This window comes from Fictibacillus solisalsi, assembly GCF_900103485.1.
GTDB classification, from domain to species: Bacteria; Bacillota; Bacilli; order Bacillales; family Fictibacillaceae; genus Fictibacillus_C; species Fictibacillus_C solisalsi.
In genome coordinates, this window is the sequence record NZ_FNHW01000001.1 from 1623071 (window position 1) to 1642295 (window position 19225).

Sequence of the window (19225 nt, forward strand, 5' to 3'; positions counted from 1 at the left end):
TTGGGACAGGCAATCTCCATCTATTTTATGACTGATCGAGCCATCCTTCAAGATCGGTCAGCAGGTCGGCCATTAGACCCTTTTGCACAGGTACCGGCGGCAGAGAGGTAATGAATGACTTGCCGTAGCGCGTTTCCGTTATCCTTCTGTCGAAAACAAACACGACACCCTTATCCCTTTGTGTACGGACCAATCGTCCAAACCCCTGCTTGAAGCGGATAATGGCCTGCGGCAGGGAAAGCTCCATAAACGGATTGCCTCCGTCTCTCTTAAGTTTATCTGCCCGGGCTGCGGTGACCGGATTATCAGGCGGGGCAAACGGAAGCCGGATGATGACAAGACAGGACAAATCTTCGCCCGGAATGTCGATCCCCTCCCAAAAACTGCTTGTGCCGAACAGAATCGACTGTTCAAATTTCTTGAAATTCTTCGTCAAACGTGCACGGCTTCCGCTGTCAATTCCCTGTCCAAACAGAACAAACTCGTCTGAATCCGAAATATTTTTGAACACATTGTATGTTTCCCTAAGCATGTCACTCGAGGTAAACAGAACAAGCATCCTGCCTCTGGTTACTTTGGCAATATGGTAAAGCTGCCGGGCAATAACTGCAACAAAGGTCTCTTGATCGACTTCATTTATAAGCGGGACATCCTCAGGTACCATGAACTTCACCTGCTGATCGTAAGAGAACGGTGATGGAAGATTAGCAGTCATTGGACCAAAATCATCGAGACCCAGCCGGGAGGTCATATACTGAAACGAATTTCTGACCGACAGCGTTGCCGAAGTAAGAACCGCGCTGTTCTTTTTGGCAAAAAATTCATCAGCAAGCATATCTCCGATAACGATCGGTTTGCTGTAAAGATACACGGCATTTTTTGCTCCCTTTGCCTCCACTTCAAGCCAGAATACTTCATCCTCGTTCACCCCCCATAACAGGTGACGCAGTTTTTCCTTTTCCTCTTGCAGCTGGTTTCTCACACCATTAAAATCAGCGACAAGCCCTTTTTGTTTAAAGTTGAAATGGTCTTCTTTTTCTTCACACAGCTGTACCGTCTTTTTTAACAGCTTTTCCAAATCATTGACTTCAAAATGAACACGCTGGGACATCTCCATGATCGCCTGCCAGGCTACGCGTTTTCCTTCTTGTTCGCCGTACCGGTAGCTCACGCGGCCAAAGTCGTTCATACTGCTTTTTTTGGCTTCAAGCACATAGTCACGAAGGGTACGGAACAAATCATCCAGCTCCATTTTAAGATCTGGAAGTTTGAGGGCGATTTTTTCCAGGGATTCTTCCAGTCCTGTCACTTCTGCGGCCTCTGTCAGTTCGTAAAGTTTTTGCACAAGGCCGTTATCTTCCTTTGTTCCCAAGCGTTCAAGCAATCTTGCAAACACAAAATAATCCGTTTGAACGCCGAAATGGTCGCTTACCACTTCTTCCACATGATGGGCTTCATCAATAATTACTTCCTTGTAGGAAGGGAGAAGCTGGGCGTCGGATTTTACATCGGTAAACAAAAGAGCATGGTTTGTAATGACAAGGTCAGACGCCGTGGCTTCTCTTCGTTTCCGATGGTAAAAACATCTGGAAAACCAGGGGCACCGCTGATTCAGGCAGGAGCCCGAATCGCTTTTCACCTGTTGCCAGAACAGCTTGCCGCCAGAAGCAAGGTTTAACTCTTCCACATCGCCCTGGGTGGTTTCAGTCAGCCAGACGAGCAGCTGGGCCTTCGTCAAATTCGTATCGTAATTGTCATCGTAACTGTCATCCAGAGCTTGTTCAAACTTGCGCAGGCAGAGATAGTTGTTGCGGCCTTTGAGGACCGTGGCATGAAAGGGGAACGGCAAAATGTTCTTCAAAATGGGAATATCCCGCTCCATAAGCTGCTGCTGAAGCTGAATCGTATGTGTACTGATGACAATCGGCCGGTCATGCTGCTTTCCGTACACCAAGGAAGGAATAAGGTAGCCAAGCGACTTTCCTACACCCGTCCCGGCTTCAATCACGGCATGCTGGTGATCTTCCATGGCTTCAAAAACCATACCGATCATCTTTTGCTGACTTTCTCTTGTTTCATAATGTTCCATTTCTTCTGCAAGGGTACGCAGCAAGGATTGAGGGTCTACGTCGGCGTCTGCTCCGATGTCCTCTTTTTCAACCGGTGAAAAAGATTTGATCGCGAGCTGCCGGAAATAATCCATTCCTTCCTCATCTTCTATTCTGGAAGACTTCGATATGATGATGTCCTTTACGATTTCCTCCAGACTGCTCTGCATCTTTTTCAAAAAGGGTTCAAGTCGCTGAAGCGTCAAGAGCGGAAGAGCGGTGAGTTTATTGAGTAGCTGAACGAGCAAATGTGCGGTTACTTCAGCATCACTGTCCGCCTGATGGGGGTTTTCATGGACTATCCCCAGATAATCCGCCAACTGCCCCAGCTGATAGCTGTCGGCCTGCAGTAACAAAACTCTGGAAAGCTCCACGGTGTCAAGCATTGGTCCGGAAAACTTCCGGTACCCGCTGTTTTCAAACTCTTCCTGCAAAAAGTTCAAATCAAATAATACATTATGGGCAACGAAATACGAGCCTTCAAGCATCTGTAAAATGGCCGGAGCAACCTCTTCAAACAAAGGGGCATCTGCAACCATTTCGTCATTGATCCCGGTAAGCTGCTCAATAAACGGAGGAATGGGGATTTCCGGGTTCACAAAGGAAGAAAAACGGTCAACGATTATGTTATTTTCAACCACCACAGCTCCGACTTGAATGATTCGGTCACCGCGAGCGGGGGAGTTTCCTGTCGTTTCTACATCAATAACAACATAACGGTTGTTCATCCTTTTCACCTCGGGTCAAACGGCATGCACTTTTAAGCAGTGCAGCTCTTGTATGTAAATAGAAAAACCCCTTGAAGAAGGGGTTAAAGAATCGTTGAAGCCGGTTCATAACCTAGTATTTCTGTAATACGGTTGTTTTCATCCATGATGGCAACCCTTGGCTGGTGGACCGCTGTTTCCTCTTCAGAAAGCATGCAATACGAAATCACTATAACAACATCGCCTTCCTGCACGAGGCGTGCAGCTGCTCCATTCAGGCACATCACTCCTGTTCCCCGGGGACCGGGAATGATGTAGGTTTCAAATCTTGCCCCATTATTATTGTTGACGATTTGAACCTTTTCGTTGGGAACCATGTCAACCGCATCAAGAATATCTTCATCTATCGTTATGCTTCCCACGTAATTCAGGTTCGATTCGGTAACACGGGCGCGATGGATCTTGCCTTTCATCATTGTTCTGTACATAACATCACCTATTGTTCCCTTTCCTTCGGTGTAATCAGTAGATTGTCAATCAGCCTGGCATTCTCAAATTGGACGGCAAGCGCGATGATCATGGTTTGCATGGAGCAGGGAACTTCCTCGAGTTCAGGGTAGGAAAGAATCTCAAAATAATCGACGTTTCCGCTTGTTTCTGTCTCTACATACTCTACCATTTTTTCTTTCACAAGTGTAATATTTTTCTCTTTTTCCAGGAGTTCTGCTGCCAGCTTCAGCGAACGGAATAATACCGGCGCTTCTTTTCTCTCCTGCGGCGATAAGTAAACGTTTCTCGAGCTTTTTGCAAGACCGTCCTCTTCCCGTACAGTCGGGCATGCCACCAGCTCAACTGGAAAGTTCAAATCGGAAATCAATCCTTCGACTACAGCCACCTGCTGCGCATCCTTCATTCCGAAATAAGCTCTGGTGGGGGAAACAAGGTGAAACAGTTTGGTAAGAACGGTCGCCACTCCATCGAAGTGCCCTTCCCTTGTTTTCCCACAAAGTGCATGAACCCTTCTTTTTACGTGCAAAACCACAGACGGGTCATTAGGATACATCTCATGCACTTCCGGATAAAATACCACATCAACAGCATTGTTTTCCGCCACCATTTCATCTCGCGCAAAATCCCTTGGATACCGCTCAAAATCTTCATTCGGTCCAAATTGAAGCGGATTGACAAAAATGCTGGTAACCACACAATCATTTTCATTCCGTGCCCTGACCATAAGAGCTGCATGCCCCTCATGAAGATACCCCATTGTCGGGACAAAGCCTATGCTCTTTCCCGCTGCCAATTGTCCTTGGCTGTATGCCATCATCTCTTGGATGCTTTTTATGATTTTCAATTTATTTCCCTCCGTACAGCGCTTGAGCTTCTTCTTGTTTCATCGAAAACGAGTGCGCTTCATCAGGAAACGTTCCGGCTTTCACTTCGGAAACATACATTTCAATCCCCTTCAGCATTGGATGGGCGGAGTGGGCAAACATTTTCACAAATTTGGGTATATGGTGAAAACCATAGCCGACCAAATCATGATAGACGAGCACCTGACCGTCTGTTTCCTTGCCGGCTCCGATGCCAATCACCGGTATTTTGATTGATTCGGAAATCAATTGGGCGAGCTGTTTAGGTACACATTCAAGAACAAGGGCAAAAGCTCCGGCGTCCTCTATCAGCTTCGCATCGTCCAATAGCTGCCTGGCCTCGGCCGATTCTCTTCCCTGTACTTTATAGCCTCCCAGCACACCGGCCGTCTGGGGCGTAAGACCAAGATGTCCGACAACAGGAACGCCGCCTTCCACCAGATAGCGGATGGTCTCGATGACACTTTTTCCTCCCTCAAGCTTAAGAGCCTGTGAACCTGTTTCCTGCATGATTCTCATGGCGTTTTTAACGGTCTCAGCCCTTGTGCCATGATAGCTCATAAACGGCATATCGATGACAATAAAGGTATCCGGGGCTCCCCGTTTTACCGCTTTGGCATGATGGATCATGTCATCCACTGTAACCGGAACGGTTGAATCATATCCAAGAACCACCATCCCGAGCGAATCACCCACCAGAATGATATCCACTTCTGCTCTTTGAGCCAGTTGGGCGGAAGGGTAATCATAGGCCGTTACCATCGCGATCTTTTCCTTGTTTTGCTTCATTGCAAGAAAACTTTGAGTCGTTTTCATCCTTACTCCTCCTTTTTTAAGGAGGCACAGAGGAAAAACCCCTCGAAGTGATCAGAGGGGTAAAAAGTACGTGTGTTTCTGCAATCCCTCTGTCCCGGTCCTTTATGGATCTAGGCAGATTAATACATTAATCTTTCCTTCACAGAAAGTGCAGTTCCTAAACGCAGGATACCGCCTTTTCTACACCTATTACTTTACCACAATGTTCAGGTTCCGGGAATCTCAATGTCAGCCGAATAAATCGGGTGAATGTTCCCTTCGTCATCCTCAAGAAGCAAAATCCCATCATCAGTGATGCCTTTTGCGATGCCTTCAATCTGCTGATTGAGAGTGCGCACACGAATGCGCCGTCCGATACTGTTTGCGTAGCTTTCCCACAAAAGCTTCACGAGCGCGAATCCATTATTTAAATAATCATGATAAAGTTCTTCCATTTCTTTAAGGATGGCTGAAATGAGGTCCGCCCGTTTGATTTCTTTTCCTGATTCTATTTTCAAGGATGTGGCAATATCCTTGAGCTCATCGTTAAAATCGTCACGGCCCACGTTTACATTGATGCCAGGGCCGATAATGACGGCGTGCACACGGTCAGATTCTGCCTGCAGTTCCGTTAAGATCCCGACAGCCTTTTTTCCATTAACCAGAATGTCGTTGGGCCATTTGATCTCCGGGCGGAGACCGGTAACTTTAGAGATGGCTTTGGTGATGCCGACCGCTGCAAGCAGAGTAAGCTGGGGAGCCTTTTGGAGAGGGATGTCCGGACGAAGAATGAGGCTCATCCAGACTCCTGTTCCCTTTGGCGATTGCCATTGGCGTCCGAGACGCCCGCGTCCTCCGGTCTGTTCATCGGCAACTACCAGCGTCCCTTCATTTGCACCAGATTGTGAAAGTCGTTGGGCAATCTCTTGTGTACTTTTAACAGATTCTTCATACACTATTGTCTTCCCGAGAACCTCTGTTTTGAGCCTGGCATTGATTTCTGCGGCTGTGACTCGGTCCGGTGCGGATTGAATACGATATCCCTTGCGAGGCACCGCTTCAATCACATATCCTTCCTTGCGCAATTCCTCAATATGCTTCCAGATCGCCGTGCGCGAGCAGTTCAGTTTATCGCTGATTTGCTGTCCGGAAACAAACTCCCCCTCATTGTTCATGAGCATTTCCAGCAAATGCTGTCTCATTTTACCTTCCAACTCCTTACCCAACTCAGAATTTCCTCTTTATTGTTTTGCACTGTCTTTTCGATGACACCTTTTTCAATTTCACCAAGAATCTCCTGAATCCAGGGCCCCTTTTCCCTTTCAAACGATTTCACCACGTCACGGCCATTGACTGCCAGTTGCTTTCTCGAATGGATGGGCAGCTTGTGATAGGATTTCTTTAGGTCGCTAAGCTCTTCATTGGCCTCTTTCCCCTGCAGCAGATTCCTTATCCGCAAACAGGACACGGCCCGTTCCTCGCCCAGCTCGTACAAATAGACCGGCTGCCGTACATCCTTGTCCAAAAAACGGAAGAGCAGACCAACCTCCCGGATGAAGGCATTGGACCGTTTCCAGGCTTTTAAAAAACCTGTCAAATCAGAAACCCCAAGCAAAAAAAGAAGAGCGGCCCATCTTTCTACATCCTTTTCTAAACCGGTCCACCCGAATGAAGAAAGGTGGTCCGTCCTGTCTTTGTATCTTTCGAGATCTGGCAATGAAGAAGAAAATCCTTCTTCAAAGATAAACGCCAGGCAGATGGGAGCATCCATCCCCCGAAGCAGCTTTGTAAACTCGACTGCAATCCGTTCTACGGCAATTTCCCTCAATTCTTTGGACAAGGACACACAGGCCCTTTTCGTTTGGCTTTCAAGCGAAAATCCCATGACCGACCAAAACCGGAGGGCTCTCATGATTCGGAGAGGATCCTCTAGGAATCGTTCAACGGGATTTCCGACGGTTTTTATGAGCTGATTTTGAAGATCCTGTCTGCCGCCAAAAGGGTCATGAATTGTCCCGAACCGGTCCATGGCCATCGCATTGATGGTAAAATCTCTTCTTGACAGATCCTCTTCCAGGGAGTCAATATATTCGACTGACGAAGGATGACGGCGGTCCACATACTTCCCTTCTTTTCTGAACGTTGTCACTTCATATGAAACCGCCCCATGCCGAACAATCACCGTTCCGTGTTCAATACCGACGGGGATGGTTTTTGGAAATAAAGAAGAAACCTCTACCGGAAGCGCGGAAGTGGCAATATCAATATCCCCCATCTCCCTGTCCAGCAGAAGATCTCTGATACAGCCGCCAACCATATAAGCCTGAAATCCGGCCTCTTCCAGCCTGTCCATAATATATTGTGCACCTTCAAAAAGATCTTTCATTTGGCATCCTATCCTTTTAAAACGCTATAATATAGCTGCTCATAATCCTCCACGATCTTGGAAGAATGAAAATGATCTCTTACATGCTGCATCGCCTGATAGGAAAATCTCTGTTTCTTGCTTTCATCCGTCAGAATGGAAAGCGATGCACGGGCGATGCCATCGATGTCTCCCAGTTCACAAATATAACCCGTTTCCCCATCCAGAATTACTTCTGGTATTCCGCCGATGTTCGTCCCGACGACAGGTACTCCACAAGCCATGGCTTCAAGCAGAACCAGTCCAAAGCTCTCTTTTTCAGAAAGGAGAAGCTTCAAGTCGCTTATGGAAAATAATTCAGCCACATTTTCCTGCTTTCCCAGGAAGAGGACATGTTCTTCAATGTTTAATTCCTGAACCAGCTTGCAGGCGACTGTAAATTCCGGACCGTTTCCAATCAACAGAAGTTTTGCCGGAATTTCGCTAACGATTTTATGAAACGCTTTAATAACATCAGGAACCCGTTTAACGGTCCGGAAGTTGGAAATATGAATAATGACCTTTTCTTCCGGTTTGATGCCATATCCTTTCTTCAGATGACTCGCATCCTGCTTAAAATATTCACGCTCATCTACAAAGTTATAGATGGGATAAATCTTATTCTCCACACCAAGCAGGCGATATGTATCATTTTTCAAACTATTGGATACCGCCGTCACAGCATCCGACTTTTCAATCCCGAATTTGATCATCTCTTTCAGAGAAGGATCGTATCCAAGGACCGTAATATCAGTCCCATGGAGGGTGGTAACAATCTTTAGCTGTTCACCTGCCATCTGCTTTGCCAAAAAGGCACACACCGCGTGCGGTATCGCATAATGCGCATGGATAATATCCAGCTTTTCACGCTTGGCGACCTCCGCCATTTTACTTGCCAATGCCAAATCGTACGGCGGGTATTTGAAGACGGAATAATTGTTGACTTCCACTTCATGATAAAAAATATTTGCATATACTTTTCCAAGGCGGAAGGGCAGGGCAGAGGTAATAAAATGTATCTCATGCCCTTTTTCAGCCAGCAGTTTTCCAAGCTCAGTAGCGACAACCCCGGAACCGCCGACAGTAGGATAACATGTAATTCCAATTTTCAGCTTCATTTGGTTCTCCTTACAATGTCTTTAATAAATATGGCTTTTTGGTAATGAACCCTTCCGCGTAGGCGACTCCCGCTTCAAAGCCAAACATCTTTTCCCTCGCGCTGACCGATTCAATGTATCCATTAACAAGCGGTGTAGCAAAGCTTTCATCGTTTTTAACGAATTGGCTTTCATAACAATTCAGCGCCGCCACCTTTTTTTCAAAAACAGACGATATATCAACGAGCAGATGAGGCTTGTGGAAACCGTTGATAAAATAAAAATAAATATTTTTCACCCTGTGAGGAGGCAGACGCTCGGGATCCACAACATTTTTCACACCAGCGGAAAATGCCGCTTCTTCCACAAGTATTGAACAATTTCCATGGTCCGGATGGCGGTCCTTTGGATAAGGAACAAAAATGCTGTCCGGTTTTACTCTTCGAATTACCGTCACGATCGACGCGATATGGTCCTCTTTCAGAAAGAGACCGCGGTCAGGAAGTCCCAGATTCAGCCGTTCGGTTACTCCAAGCACGTCAGCAGCTTTCTTTGCTTCTTCTTTCCTTCGCTCCACTGTACCGTTAGACGAAAGTTCGGCCTGGGTAAGATCGCAAATGGTAACACTTCCTCCATTGGCCGTATGATTCGCAATGGAACCGCTCATTCCAATTTCAACATCGTCCGAATGAGCGCCAAACGCGAGCCAGCCTTCTAATTTCATGATGATTGCCCTTCTCTCTCTCTAATAATGGTTCTCCAATTGAAATCGCCGCGCTCCATTGCCCGAATGAACAGCTCTCCGCTCGCCACGTTCGTTGCAACCGGAATCTGATAAACATCACAGAGACGAATGAGCGCGGAAATGTCGGGTTCATGCGCCTGTGCGGTTAAAGGATCACGGAAAAAAAGAACAAGATCCATCTCGTTCTGCGCAATTAACGCACCGATCTGCTGATCGCCACCAAGGGGGCCTGATTGAAACCTGTAGATATTTAGCCCGGAAGCATCCATGATTTTCTGTCCTGTAGTGCCTGTTGCAAACAATTCATGCTTCTTCAAAATCGGTTCATAAGCAACGGTAAAATTAATCATTTCCTGTTTTTTATTATCATGCGCCACCAACGCAATTCTCATTGTTCCCCACCCTTTTTATTCAATAATATTTTCCAAGCCGTAAACAAGATGGTCCACATTCATGACCGCTTCGACCGCCAGCTTGACACCAGGCATGAATGAAGCCCGGTTCATGGAATCGTGCTTAATGGTCAGCGTTTGTCCTTCTCCACCCATAATGACTTCCTGATGCGCAACAAGCCCAGGCAAGCGGATACTGTGAATCCTGATTCCGTCGAGTTCGGCGCCTCTTGCTCCTTTAAGGTCTTCTTTTTCGTCAGGGTGCCCCTGTTGTTTGGATTCCCTGACCTCACGAATCAACTGTGCAGTTTTCAGCGCTGTTCCTGACGGGGCATCCAGTTTTTGATCATGATGCTTTTCAATAATTTCGATATCCGGAAGGTATCTTGAAGCCATCTGTGCAAATTTCATCATCAAAACGGCACCAACGGCAAAGTTCGGTGCAATAATGGCCCCAAGTTCACGTTCGGTGGCGAGGTTTTTCAAGCGTTCAAGGTCCGCGTCGGAAAAACCGGTAGTTCCGATTACCGGGCGAACATTGTGCTCCAGCGCCTGTTCAAGATGAACTTTTCCCACATCGGGTTTTGTCAAGTCAATCAGGACATCCGGATGAGTTTCCGAAAAACACCTTGGCGCATCCTCATACACCGGAATATCAAGCGCAGGCATGTCCGCGACATCCTTTAGCTTCATGCCTTCATTTCTTGAATCAATAACGGCAACAAGTTTAAAATGCGGGGTTTCCGTTACCATCCGGACAGCCTCGCTTCCCATCTTTCCTCGTGGTCCTGCAATGACGATAGATATTTCCTTGTTCATCTTATTGTTCCTCTCCTTCTTCAATCCGTGTCCAACGGTCTTTATCTCTTGTATTGAATTTTTTCATGACCATATCAAACGATTTTTCCATACTAATATCGAGTGAATTGGCAAAACATAGTAAGACAAAGAAAAGATCGCCGAGTTCCTCTTCTATCGTCTGTTCTTTTTCGGTTGATTTTTTCGGTTTTTCCCCATAATAGTGGTTAACTTCACGGGCAAGCTCGCCAAGCTCTTCGGTCATTCGGGCGGTCATGGCCAGCGGGCTGAAATAGCCCTCTTTGAACTGGCTGATGTATGTATCGACTTCTTTTTGCATCTCTTGCATGGTCTTGTTCATCGTATATCACCTCATGTTCAATCCTACGTTAATGTTAGCGGAGAATAAAGCATTTGACAAATTTCTTGAGCGATTGAACGGCCCCCGTTTTTGCTTTATAATGAAAACGCCATCAAGGCAACGCAACAGAATCAGGAGGCACATATGACTTTTCCCATCCGCATCAAAAACGTCTTTTTTATCTTGTTGGGCTCCGCCATCTTTTCTTTTGGCATCGTGCACTTCAACATGCAGAACAATCTGGCAGAAGGCGGTTTTACCGGCATTACCCTTATTCTTTACTTTTTGTTTCATATTGACCCTTCATATTCTAATTTGGCGCTCAACCTCCCGCTTTTTTTTGTGGGCTGGAAGCTGCTTGGAAAAAACGCATTCATTTATACGTTGATCGGTACGCTTGGTGTGTCTCTTTTTCTTTATCTTTTTCAGCGTTTCTCTTCTCTCAGGGTTGACCTAAAAAATGATATGCCCCTCGCAGCACTGTTCGCTGGCGTTTTTATCGGCATCGGACTAGGCATTATTTTCCGCTATGGCGGAACAACAGGCGGAGTGGATATCATTGCACGGCTCGGTCATAAATTTATGGGATGGAGCATGGGAAAAACGATGTTCATGTTTGATTTCGTTGTCATATCCATCTCTCTTGTCTATCTCGATTACAAAGAAGCCATGTATACACTGGTCGCCGTATTTGTCGGGGCAAGAGTGATTGATTTCATGCAGGAAGGCGCGTATGCCGGAAAAGCAGCGATGATCATCTCTGAAAAAAATACTGAAATTGCTGCCCTGATCATGAAGGAAATGGACCGGGGGGCTACCCTTCTTACTGCCAAAGGAAGCTTTACCGGCTCCCAAAAGGAAGTACTGTACTGTGTATTTGCCCGTAACGAAATTGTCCGTCTCAAGCAGGTCATTGAACGAGTCGACCCGCATGCTTTTGTGACCGTCAACGACGTTCACGAAGTCCTCGGAGAAGGATTCACACTCGACGCCGACAAAAACCCAATAGGGATATAAGAAAGGCTGAGGCGTCCGCTTAGAAGCGGCAGACGCTGGAGGCTTTGAACACAAATACGCTTTTTGTATTTTTGGAAAAGGCGAAACGGCCGAGCTTCTGGACGCCGAAGCTGGATCAAATTAGAAAGGCTGAGGCGTCCGCTTAGAAGCGGCAGACGCTGGAGGCTTTGAACACAAAAAACCCTTTTACTGTTCGGGCACACAAAAAACCTCCGCATTCTGCGGAGGTTTAATCAATTTTTAATCATCATTATTCATGCCAACGAACATGAGCACAAAGCGCAAAAGTTCGAGAACGGCAACGAGCGCAGCGGCCACGTATGTGAGTGCAGCGGCATTCAGCACTTTTCTAGCCTGTCGTTCTTCGTTATTACGGATCATGCCGGTGGATACAATTTGGTCCATCGCCCGGCTGCTGGCATTAAATTCAACCGGCAGGGTCACCAGCTGAAACAGCACAGCTGCGGCCATAAAGACAATACCAACCAACAGCAGGTTAGCCGATGTGAAGAGGATACCCGCTAAAATCAGAAGGTACGAAAAGTTGGACCCGAGATTGGCAACAGGCACCAATGCATGCCGAAAGCGAAGCGGTGCATAGCTTTCTTTGTCCTGGATCGCATGTCCCACTTCATGAGCAGCGACAGCAGAGCCGGCAATTGAATGTCCGTAATAGTTTTCTTCCGATAAACGGACCACTTTGGTACGCGGGTCATAATGGTCGGACAGCCGGCCGCCGATCGGCTCGACTGAGACATTGTACAACCCGTTTTGGTCCAATATTTCGCGGGCAACTTCAGCTCCCGTTTTTCCTGTAGAGTTTTCAACTTTTGAATATTTATTGTAGGTGCTTTTCACTTTCATCTGTGCCCAAAGCGGGATAATCAACAAAAGTGCAAAGTAGATGAGAAAAGACATTTATGGCATTCCTCCACTATTATTTATACTTTAATTTTATTAATCTGCAGCCCTGATGTCAATTAGAACGCTCATTCCTCCGGCCTCTCTACAGCCTTTACACTCTCCGTCTCTGCTTTGTATTTTCTCCATCCGACATAAAATAATGTGGAGAAAATAATGCCTCCGATCGAAAAAATCAGCCAGAATAACGAAGGATCGGAAGTGTCTTCTTTTGCATCAAACAGTTTTTCGAAGTCTTCCTGAATCGAAGTGAGTTTTTCACGGCTTTCTTTCGAGGAAATCATGTTAGTTCTTGTCTTTTCGATATATTCTACATCCCGGTCGACCTGTTCAAAGACGGCTTCGGTCACATCCATGCTGACAGCGGGCCGGATCATGTTGTAATTCGCCAAAAATTCATTTGCAGCCTCCTGAAATGACTGATCTTCCTTCTTTTTTAGAGAAAGCTGCATCGATTTGATCGGGTTCATGATTTGGTACTCCGTCTGTTTCCACAGTGGCTGTTGGTCTGACACCAGGGCGTCCATCAGCAGCCGGACGCCGGTCAGGCGGCTGATTTTCACATCACGGGTTTCCTCTGCCCTGCCCAGGGCTTCTATCGTATTTTCCATGGTCATGTCCACCATTCGGATTTTGTCATCCGCAAGATCGCTGTTTGCCACATCTTTGCCAAACTGGGACGACATATAGAAGAGAACCTCGCTTGCTTCTTTATACCGTTCTTCCTTGGCAAGCTCCAGCGCTTTATCCGACAATTGAGTAACATTGTCAAAGTCTGGATGCTGACCGCTGCCGATTGCATGCACAGCAGCCGGCATTAAAAGCAGAAAAGCGCTTAACACTGCAGCGGTTTTTCGTTTTATTCCCATTCCTGTCCCTCCCATACGGTATAACCCATCATATGAGAAAACGGACAAGGATAGACCTCTATTTACCGCGAGGCTGCCTCTCACGGGTGAGTACATAAATCAGTGCAACCGAAAATACACTTAACCAGAACGTCAGGTATCCGATCAGCTGCATATGGTCCGCCAGTATATCGTAACGGGGCATCATTCCGTAAACATAGTCAATAATCTCATTATGGAACACCCACAGAGCAGCGACAGCCATGTGGCGGAGCCGGATTTTATAATATGAGGCGTACAAAAGCCCTTCTATGGCCATCCCCAAATGTGAAAATATCAGCATGTAACTTTCCCAATATAGTGGAGGAGCCACCAGGCCGCCTGCAATATTCATTCCCACCGCCCATAAGCCATATTTAAATAAACTGACGGCAGCCAGTGCTTCCATATACGGAATATTTTTTCCGAATAGAAATGCAACAAGCACAAAGACAAAGAACAGACTTGCTGTCGGGCTGTCCGGCACAAAAAGAACAAATTTCAGAGGAGTCACTGCCAGCTGGTCTTTATACCAATAATAACCGTATGCTGTCCCGAGTATATTGACTATCAGCAAACAGGTTAAAAACCACCTTTGTTTCAGGATTCCGTAAAGATAGATCATTTCTTTTCTCCTAACATGCTGAATGATGTAAAAAAAAGCCGACTATAGAAGCCAGCTTTTCTTCATTGCTATTTTTCCAGTTTGGATATAAAATTAGCCAATTTCTTCAAATCTTCTTCATTGCCCTTGTAAGCGTTGGCCGGCATTGCTCCCCGGCCTTCCTTGGCAATTTTCATAATATCCTCAGGCTTGAGCCCAGTTCCAATCAGGGATGGACCCGTTCCGCCCGACAGCTCCGAACCGTGACAGCCTACACATGACTGACTTTTAAAAACTTGATAACCAGGATCATTTTTATCAATATTGGTCTTAACGATCTTCCCTTGCTCTTTTGCCTTTTCCCAGTCATGGGTTACAACAGACTCCCACGTCAGATATGTAACGGAAATTAGAGCAAGAAGCATTAAACCTGTTGCAACCGGCCGTTTTGAAGGACGTCTTTCAGCCCCTCTGTCCAGCCATGGGGCCAGCAGCAATGCTCCAAACGCAAGACCCGGAATAACAATGGTACCGATTAATACATAATCACCGGCAGCATACTTGTATTTCAATAGCTGGTACAAGAAAAGGAAATACCAGTCAGGAAGCGGGATATACCCGGCATCTGTGGGATCTGCCTTACGCTCCAGCGGAGATTCGTGCGAAATGGTTAAGATTAAATACCCTATTAAAAAGACGGCACCTACCATCCATTCTTTTAAAAGGAAGTTTGGCCAGAATGCTTCTGTCTTTCCGGGATACTCTGAATAATCTTTTGGAATGTTTGGCTTTCGCTCTGCAGGGACACGCGAGTCGCCTACAAATCTCATTCCTTTGCCTCGATGCATCTTTCTCCCTCCCTTTTCGTAGCGTCTGGAAGCTTTCTAAATCAACAATGGACGCTTCCAAAAGCCAACATCCTCTCTTTACATAAAAGAGCGGTTTCAAGCTGAATTTTAAAAATAAAGATAATTAAGAAAACAATTTTACAGCGGTCCGGAGATCCCCTGTTTACGAATCATGATAAAGTGGGCTCCCATCAGCGCCAAAAGTGCAGCCGGCAGGAAGAAAACGTGAATGGCAAAGAAGCGTGTAAGCGTCTGCGCCCCAATGATTTCTCCTCCAGCAAGGAAGGTTTTTGCAATCGGTCCAATAACGGGAATCGTTTCAGCGATCTGGATCCCAACCTTCGTTGCGAATAGCGCTTTCATATCCCAAGGCAGCAAGTACCCTGTGAAACCAAGACCAAGCATAACGAAAAAGATCAATACTCCTACTACCCAGTTCAATTCACGAGGCTTCTTATATGCTCCCTGGAAGAATACGCGTAAAGTATGTAAAAACATCATAACAATTACCAAGCTGGCTCCCCAGTGATGCATTCCCCTAACAATGACACCGAATGCCACTTGATTCTGCAAATAATACACAGATTCCCAGGCATTTACAATATCCGGAACGTAGTACATGGTCAAGAACATTCCAGACAGTATTTGGATGACGGTAATGAAAAACGTCAATCCTCCAAAGCAATAAACAAACGCGGAAAAATGATGGGCGGGATTCACGTGCTCAGGCACTTCATGGTCAGCCACATCTCGCCAGAGCGGCGTAATATCCAAACGCTCGTCTACCCAGTCGTAAATCTTTTGCAGCACTGATTACGCCCCCTTTCGTGGTTTTGCCTTTCCTAGATACAATTTTCCGTCTTTTACCTGGCTGTCATACACATCGAGAGGCGCAAGAGGCGGTGTACCCTTAATATTCGTACCGTCCTTCTCATAACGGCCCCCGTGGCAAGGACAATAAAACTGGTTCGGATGGGCAGGATCAGTATTCCAGTCAATCGTGCAGCCCAAATGTTTACAAACCGGTGAAAGCGCTATTAATTCACCTTTTCCGTTTTTGTAAACCCATGCTGATTGGGTCACCTCTGATTCATACCAGCCGTCTTTCTGCTTGATTTTGAAATTAAAACGCTTTGGTTCCTTGCCGATTTTGCTGACTTCAGTAACCGCTACCATATCCTGGCTCGCACCCTTTTCAAGAATGGGGTCGATGGCAAAACGCACCATGGGCATCAGCATTCCTGCAGCCATGAATCCTCCAACTCCGGTTAATGTGTAGTTCAAAAACTGGCGCCTGGAGATATCTTCCTTAGACATTTCGTTTCCCCCCCTTGCTGTAAATAACGTCCATCCGGACAATTGGTTTACACACATATTACTAGGACATTAACATGATAGCGTAAGTTGACTTTTACTGTCAATATGAACCTGAATCTCCAATGCTTGCTTTTTAGCTTTCCTGCCATTTATGCAAAATGACCTGAAACAGCTGTTTCACCTGCTCCTTCACAATTTCCTCCTGATAATCGGCATCCATCGTCTCCATCGGAATGACAGGCATCCATAAAAGAGTTTCCCCAAGCTCCTGCTCTCTCTTTTTCCACTCCGGATCACTCGTCAGAAAATAAACATGGCGAAGCCCTTCATCCTTGAGTTCCTTCACCCAGGAATGCAGGCGAAGCAGCAACGTTTCACTGTCTTCCTCCATCAAGTACGTGAACGGGGGCAAAAGAAACAGCCGCCCGTGAAGTTGCCGCTCGGTCTCCTCTCCGATCAGCGTCACATAATCTCCCATGCTGGCGCTTGTCCTAATGTGTGAGCCGAACGACACAGGAAGAAGCGGGATGATGGCAGTATCCACAAATTCTTTCGACTGCTGGTAAACAGTAATATCTCCTGAACTCCATTTCATCTGCGAAACTCCTTTTTATGTAGGTATTGTCGTTGTATTCATCATCGTATCAGAAAATAAAAAATAAAGCCCTCTTTTTTTGAAAGAGGGCTACAATTTTCTTAGTTCATCCGTGAGTTTTTGGAACGTAACTTCATCCTTTTGGTCCAGTGCCTGATCAATCTTCACCAGTATTTTCTGTCGTTTAAACTGGGAAACCGATTGATCCAATATGAGCTCCGCCCATAGGCCGTATTTGCGGTCCGTTACCATATTGTCAGGCAGATGCGGATTTTCTTCCAATACGGACGCGTACTCTGGCGTTAATCTCGAGGAGTTAAAATTAAGTTCTATAAAAATATCTTCTTCCTGGTTTAGGCGAATGTCGTGGAATGATTTCTCAGCATCGGTCGTCAGCACGTTTTGTTTGTAAAAACGGAACGGAACCCCATCCGTACACTGAGCTGACATGATAATGGCTTTAGGGCAGTACTCGGCTTTTTCTACAAAGTGAACCTTTTCCATGAGCTGGTCGTCACTGACAAGGTAGTTTAACAACCAGACGCACTCACGTTTTTTTAATTGATAATGATTTAAAAACCATTTAATAAAATCCTTCTTTTCAAGGACAGAAACGGTGCTGCTCATTGTGATCCCCCCATCATTCCTAACCAAAGTATATTACTTTAGTATATTCTTGCCTTGCTCGATAAATCCTTCTTGCCGGAAAGAATAATTGAATTAAAATTCCTCCAGCCTGCTGATGGTTTCTTCCAGATGATAAAGGTTTGGGTTTAATGACAAGGCATGCTTCAGGACTGTGGATGCCTTTTCAGGTTCTCCTTCTTCAATCAGAAACATTCCGTATTCTTCTAAAAAGACTTCATGGTTTTTAAAATAAGGAAAAGCTGATTCATATTGTTCACGTGCGGCATCAAATTCTTCTGCTTCCTTGTAGGCATAGGCGAGGTCCCATGCCATCTCAGGCGTCTCATCTCCCTGTTCCTTTACATGCGTTAGGAGCTCGATGATATCATCAAACCGCTCTTCTTTCTTCAGCTGTGAGGACAGATGAAGAACGGCATCTGCATTGGAAGGGTTCAGCGCAATGACATCTCTTGCAAAACGCTCACCTTCTTCCTGATTACCCATTCGATACAATAGCTTTGCTGCACGGACTTTCAGGTCTTCATTGAATTCATCTTTGGCAATCCCCTCTCGGACGGCTTCCAATGCTTCATCAAGCGCTCCTTCTTCCTCATAGGCAGAAGAAAGCAGGGGATAAAGGGTCGTATAATCAGGATCAAGGTCCTTTAATTCTGTTAGGGCTGTTATTGCCGTTTTAAACTCACCTGTTTTATAGGCTGTCAAGCCATATCCGAACAAGCTGTGCAGTTCTTTTTTGATGTCCAAGCCTTTTTTGTAGTACTCCAGTGCTTCCTCAAACTTGCCTCCTCTGCTTAGCGATTCGGCAAGCCTTAAGTAAAGATCTCCTTCCGGAAGGCTGTTTGCAATCGGTTCAGCTTCTTTAAAGAAGGCAGCAGCTTTCAGGAAATCGCCCCGTTCCAAATAAAGTTCACCGAGCGCAAATGCAAGTACCGGTTCCTCCGGATTGCTCTTTCTGGCTTTCAGCAGCTTTTGCTCTGCCACTTCATGCAAACCCTGCATGAAGTAAAGGTCAGCCTGCGAAAGAAGGGATTGGACATAAGATTCATCATAGGCACTGATTTGCCCCAGTATTTCAAGGGCTTCATCTTCTTTTTCCATTTCAATGAGGAGTTCAGCCGCAAAGATGGTAAGGTCGCCTTCTTCCGGATAGAGCGCTCTCAACTGGGTAACAATCTTTAATGCTTCATCAAGATGGCCCCAATTTTCATAAAGCCTGGCAATGTCATACAAGGTTTGATGATCGGCCTCTTTTCTTAATACTTCAACAAGCTGGATGCCCTCCTGAACATGTCCCATTTCAACAAGGGTAATGGCTTCCTGTAACTTTTCCACTGGCAAAACTCCTTCTCTCACTACAATCGTTCTATACGATTATTATACATGAGAGCAAGGGTGTACTTCAAAAGGTACGTTTGGCCAACCCACCTTCTATAGACAGGCTATGTGGCCACTTCCAAAGATATGATTGCATTCCAATAAAAAAATCCCCGACGGTGAAAGCGCTGTCAGGGAAAACAATAATATGGATAGGAGTGGAGAGAAACCATATTAGTTATAGTATAGCAGGTACAGGATAAAAATCAACCTTATTTTTCGAAAATTTTGAAT

The 19225-nt window shown here is 45.9% G+C and carries 21 protein-coding genes; 1 reads left to right on the forward strand and 20 read right to left on the reverse strand.

Annotated elements, in window-relative coordinates; all coding sequences use genetic code 11:
- Positions 1-25: 25 nt before the first annotated feature.
- The 11 genes from dinG to BLT53_RS08325 all read right to left on the reverse strand — a co-directional run bounded on the left by dinG (position 26) and on the right by BLT53_RS08325 (position 10780).
- Positions 26-2836 carry an ATP-dependent DNA helicase DinG gene (gene dinG / locus BLT53_RS08275; protein WP_090234063.1) on the reverse strand — a complete coding sequence of 937 codons (2811 nt, stop codon included), beginning with the start codon at positions 2834-2836 and terminating at the stop codon, positions 26-28.
- 83 nt (positions 2837-2919) lie between these two features.
- Positions 2920-3303: an aspartate 1-decarboxylase gene (panD, locus tag BLT53_RS08280; protein WP_090234065.1), complete on the reverse strand. Its 384-nt coding sequence runs from the start codon at positions 3301-3303 to the stop codon at positions 2920-2922.
- A gap of 8 nt (positions 3304-3311) precedes the next feature.
- The gene (gene panC, locus BLT53_RS08285) at positions 3312-4169 is read right to left on the reverse strand and encodes a pantoate--beta-alanine ligase (protein ID WP_090234066.1); all 858 of its coding nucleotides are present in this window, start codon (positions 4167-4169) and stop codon (positions 3312-3314) included.
- Between the two features lies 1 nt (position 4170).
- Positions 4171-5004, reverse strand: coding sequence for a 3-methyl-2-oxobutanoate hydroxymethyltransferase (panB, locus tag BLT53_RS08290; RefSeq protein WP_090234068.1), 834 nt, complete (start codon positions 5002-5004; stop codon positions 4171-4173).
- A gap of 206 nt (positions 5005-5210) precedes the next feature.
- Positions 5211-6197, reverse strand: coding sequence for a biotin--[acetyl-CoA-carboxylase] ligase (locus BLT53_RS08295; protein WP_090236791.1), 987 nt, complete (start codon positions 6195-6197; stop codon positions 5211-5213).
- Complete coding sequence (locus BLT53_RS08300; RefSeq protein ID WP_090234069.1) at positions 6182-7369, reverse strand: CCA tRNA nucleotidyltransferase; 1188 nt, start codon at positions 7367-7369, stop codon at positions 6182-6184. The genes BLT53_RS08295 and BLT53_RS08300 overlap by 16 nt, the downstream gene beginning before the upstream one ends.
- Before the next feature lie 8 nt (positions 7370-7377).
- Positions 7378-8505, reverse strand: coding sequence for an N-acetyl-alpha-D-glucosaminyl L-malate synthase BshA (gene bshA / locus BLT53_RS08305; protein WP_090234070.1), 1128 nt, complete (start codon positions 8503-8505; stop codon positions 7378-7380).
- A 10-nt stretch (positions 8506-8515) separates the two neighbouring features.
- On the reverse strand, positions 8516-9208 hold the full coding sequence (gene bshB1, locus BLT53_RS08310) for a bacillithiol biosynthesis deacetylase BshB1 (protein ID WP_090234071.1): 693 nt from the start codon (positions 9206-9208) through the stop codon (positions 8516-8518).
- Complete coding sequence (mgsA, locus tag BLT53_RS08315; RefSeq protein WP_090234073.1) at positions 9205-9621, reverse strand: methylglyoxal synthase; 417 nt, start codon at positions 9619-9621, stop codon at positions 9205-9207. Before mgsA ends, bshB1 begins: the two co-directional genes overlap by 4 nt.
- 15 nt (positions 9622-9636) lie before the next feature.
- Positions 9637-10440 carry a 4-hydroxy-tetrahydrodipicolinate reductase gene (dapB, locus tag BLT53_RS08320; RefSeq protein ID WP_090234075.1) on the reverse strand — a complete coding sequence of 268 codons (804 nt, stop codon included), beginning with the start codon at positions 10438-10440 and terminating at the stop codon, positions 9637-9639.
- 1 nt (position 10441) lies between these two features.
- On the reverse strand, positions 10442-10780 hold the full coding sequence (locus tag BLT53_RS08325) for a nucleotide pyrophosphohydrolase (RefSeq protein WP_090234076.1): 339 nt from the start codon (positions 10778-10780) through the stop codon (positions 10442-10444).
- A gap of 144 nt (positions 10781-10924) precedes the next feature.
- On the opposite strand from BLT53_RS08325, the gene BLT53_RS08330 reads away from it, so the two are divergent.
- A complete protein-coding gene (locus tag BLT53_RS08330; RefSeq protein WP_090234078.1) occupies positions 10925-11797 on the forward strand; it encodes a YitT family protein in 873 nt (290 codons plus the stop codon).
- 240 nt (positions 11798-12037) lie between these two features.
- On the opposite strand, the gene BLT53_RS08335 is transcribed toward BLT53_RS08330, so the two are convergent.
- The 9 genes from BLT53_RS08335 to BLT53_RS08375 form a co-directional block, all read right to left on the reverse strand.
- Positions 12038-12715: a zinc metallopeptidase gene (locus BLT53_RS08335; RefSeq protein WP_090234079.1), complete on the reverse strand. Its 678-nt coding sequence runs from the start codon at positions 12713-12715 to the stop codon at positions 12038-12040.
- Positions 12716-12786: 71 nt separating this feature from the next.
- A complete protein-coding gene (locus BLT53_RS08340; protein ID WP_170834277.1) occupies positions 12787-13587 on the reverse strand; it encodes a sporulation protein YpjB in 801 nt (266 codons plus the stop codon).
- 58 nt (positions 13588-13645) lie between these two features.
- Complete coding sequence (gene lhaT / locus BLT53_RS08345; protein WP_090234082.1) at positions 13646-14230, reverse strand: lipoprotein heptaprenylglyceryl N-acetyltransferase LhaT; 585 nt, start codon at positions 14228-14230, stop codon at positions 13646-13648.
- Positions 14231-14298: 68 nt separating this feature from the next.
- A complete protein-coding gene (locus BLT53_RS08350) occupies positions 14299-15057 on the reverse strand; it encodes a menaquinol-cytochrome c reductase cytochrome b/c subunit (RefSeq protein ID WP_090234083.1) in 759 nt (252 codons plus the stop codon).
- 138 nt (positions 15058-15195) lie between these two features.
- On the reverse strand, positions 15196-15867 hold the full coding sequence (gene qcrB, locus BLT53_RS08355) for a menaquinol-cytochrome c reductase cytochrome b subunit (RefSeq protein ID WP_061970636.1): 672 nt from the start codon (positions 15865-15867) through the stop codon (positions 15196-15198).
- Between the two features lie 3 nt (positions 15868-15870).
- Positions 15871-16374: a Rieske (2Fe-2S) protein gene (locus tag BLT53_RS08360; RefSeq protein WP_061970638.1), complete on the reverse strand. Its 504-nt coding sequence runs from the start codon at positions 16372-16374 to the stop codon at positions 15871-15873.
- Positions 16375-16507: 133 nt separating this feature from the next.
- Positions 16508-16969, reverse strand: a complete 462-nt coding sequence (locus BLT53_RS08365; protein WP_090234085.1) for a YpiF family protein — start codon at positions 16967-16969, stop codon at positions 16508-16510.
- Positions 16970-17059: 90 nt separating this feature from the next.
- Positions 17060-17596, reverse strand: a complete 537-nt coding sequence (locus BLT53_RS08370) for a ReoY family proteolytic degradation factor (RefSeq protein ID WP_061970642.1) — start codon at positions 17594-17596, stop codon at positions 17060-17062.
- 93 nt (positions 17597-17689) lie between these two features.
- Complete coding sequence (locus tag BLT53_RS08375; protein WP_090234086.1) at positions 17690-18949, reverse strand: tetratricopeptide repeat protein; 1260 nt, start codon at positions 18947-18949, stop codon at positions 17690-17692.
- Between the last annotated feature and the right edge of the window lie 276 nt (positions 18950-19225).

Bases quoted from the DNA above. Each gene is read 5' to 3' on its own strand.
- dapB (WP_090234075.1), bottom strand. From the start codon at position 10,440: ATGAACAAGGAAATATCTATCGTCATTGCAGGACCACGAGGAAAGATG.
- mgsA (WP_090234073.1), bottom strand. From the start codon at position 9,621: ATGAGAATTGCGTTGGTGGCGCATGATAATAAAAAACAGGAAATGATT.
- lhaT (WP_090234082.1), bottom strand. From the start codon at position 14,230: ATGATCTATCTTTACGGAATCCTGAAACAAAGGTGGTTTTTAACCTGT.
- BLT53_RS08365 (WP_090234085.1), bottom strand. From the start codon at position 16,969: ATGAAATGGAGTTCAGGAGATATTACTGTTTACCAGCAGTCGAAAGAA.
- BLT53_RS08325 (WP_090234076.1), bottom strand. From the start codon at position 10,780: ATGAACAAGACCATGCAAGAGATGCAAAAAGAAGTCGATACATACATC.
- BLT53_RS08370 (WP_061970642.1), bottom strand. From the start codon at position 17,596: ATGAGCAGCACCGTTTCTGTCCTTGAAAAGAAGGATTTTATTAAATGG.
- BLT53_RS08350 (WP_090234083.1), bottom strand. From the start codon at position 15,057: ATGCATCGAGGCAAAGGAATGAGATTTGTAGGCGACTCGCGTGTCCCT.
- BLT53_RS08335 (WP_090234079.1), bottom strand. From the start codon at position 12,715: ATGTCTTTTCTCATCTACTTTGCACTTTTGTTGATTATCCCGCTTTGG.
- BLT53_RS08330 (WP_090234078.1), top strand. From the start codon at position 10,925: ATGACTTTTCCCATCCGCATCAAAAACGTCTTTTTTATCTTGTTGGGC.
- panD (WP_090234065.1), bottom strand. From the start codon at position 3,303: ATGTACAGAACAATGATGAAAGGCAAGATCCATCGCGCCCGTGTTACC.
- BLT53_RS08300 (WP_090234069.1), bottom strand. From the start codon at position 7,369: ATGAAAGATCTTTTTGAAGGTGCACAATATATTATGGACAGGCTGGAA.
- BLT53_RS08360 (WP_061970638.1), bottom strand. From the start codon at position 16,374: ATGTCTAAGGAAGATATCTCCAGGCGCCAGTTTTTGAACTACACATTA.
- BLT53_RS08340 (WP_170834277.1), bottom strand. From the start codon at position 13,587: ATGGGAATAAAACGAAAAACCGCTGCAGTGTTAAGCGCTTTTCTGCTT.
- dinG (WP_090234063.1), bottom strand. From the start codon at position 2,836: ATGAACAACCGTTATGTTGTTATTGATGTAGAAACGACAGGAAACTCC.
- panB (WP_090234068.1), bottom strand. From the start codon at position 5,004: ATGAAAACGACTCAAAGTTTTCTTGCAATGAAGCAAAACAAGGAAAAG.
- bshB1 (WP_090234071.1), bottom strand. From the start codon at position 9,208: ATGAAATTAGAAGGCTGGCTCGCGTTTGGCGCTCATTCGGACGATGTT.
- bshA (WP_090234070.1), bottom strand. From the start codon at position 8,505: ATGAAGCTGAAAATTGGAATTACATGTTATCCTACTGTCGGCGGTTCC.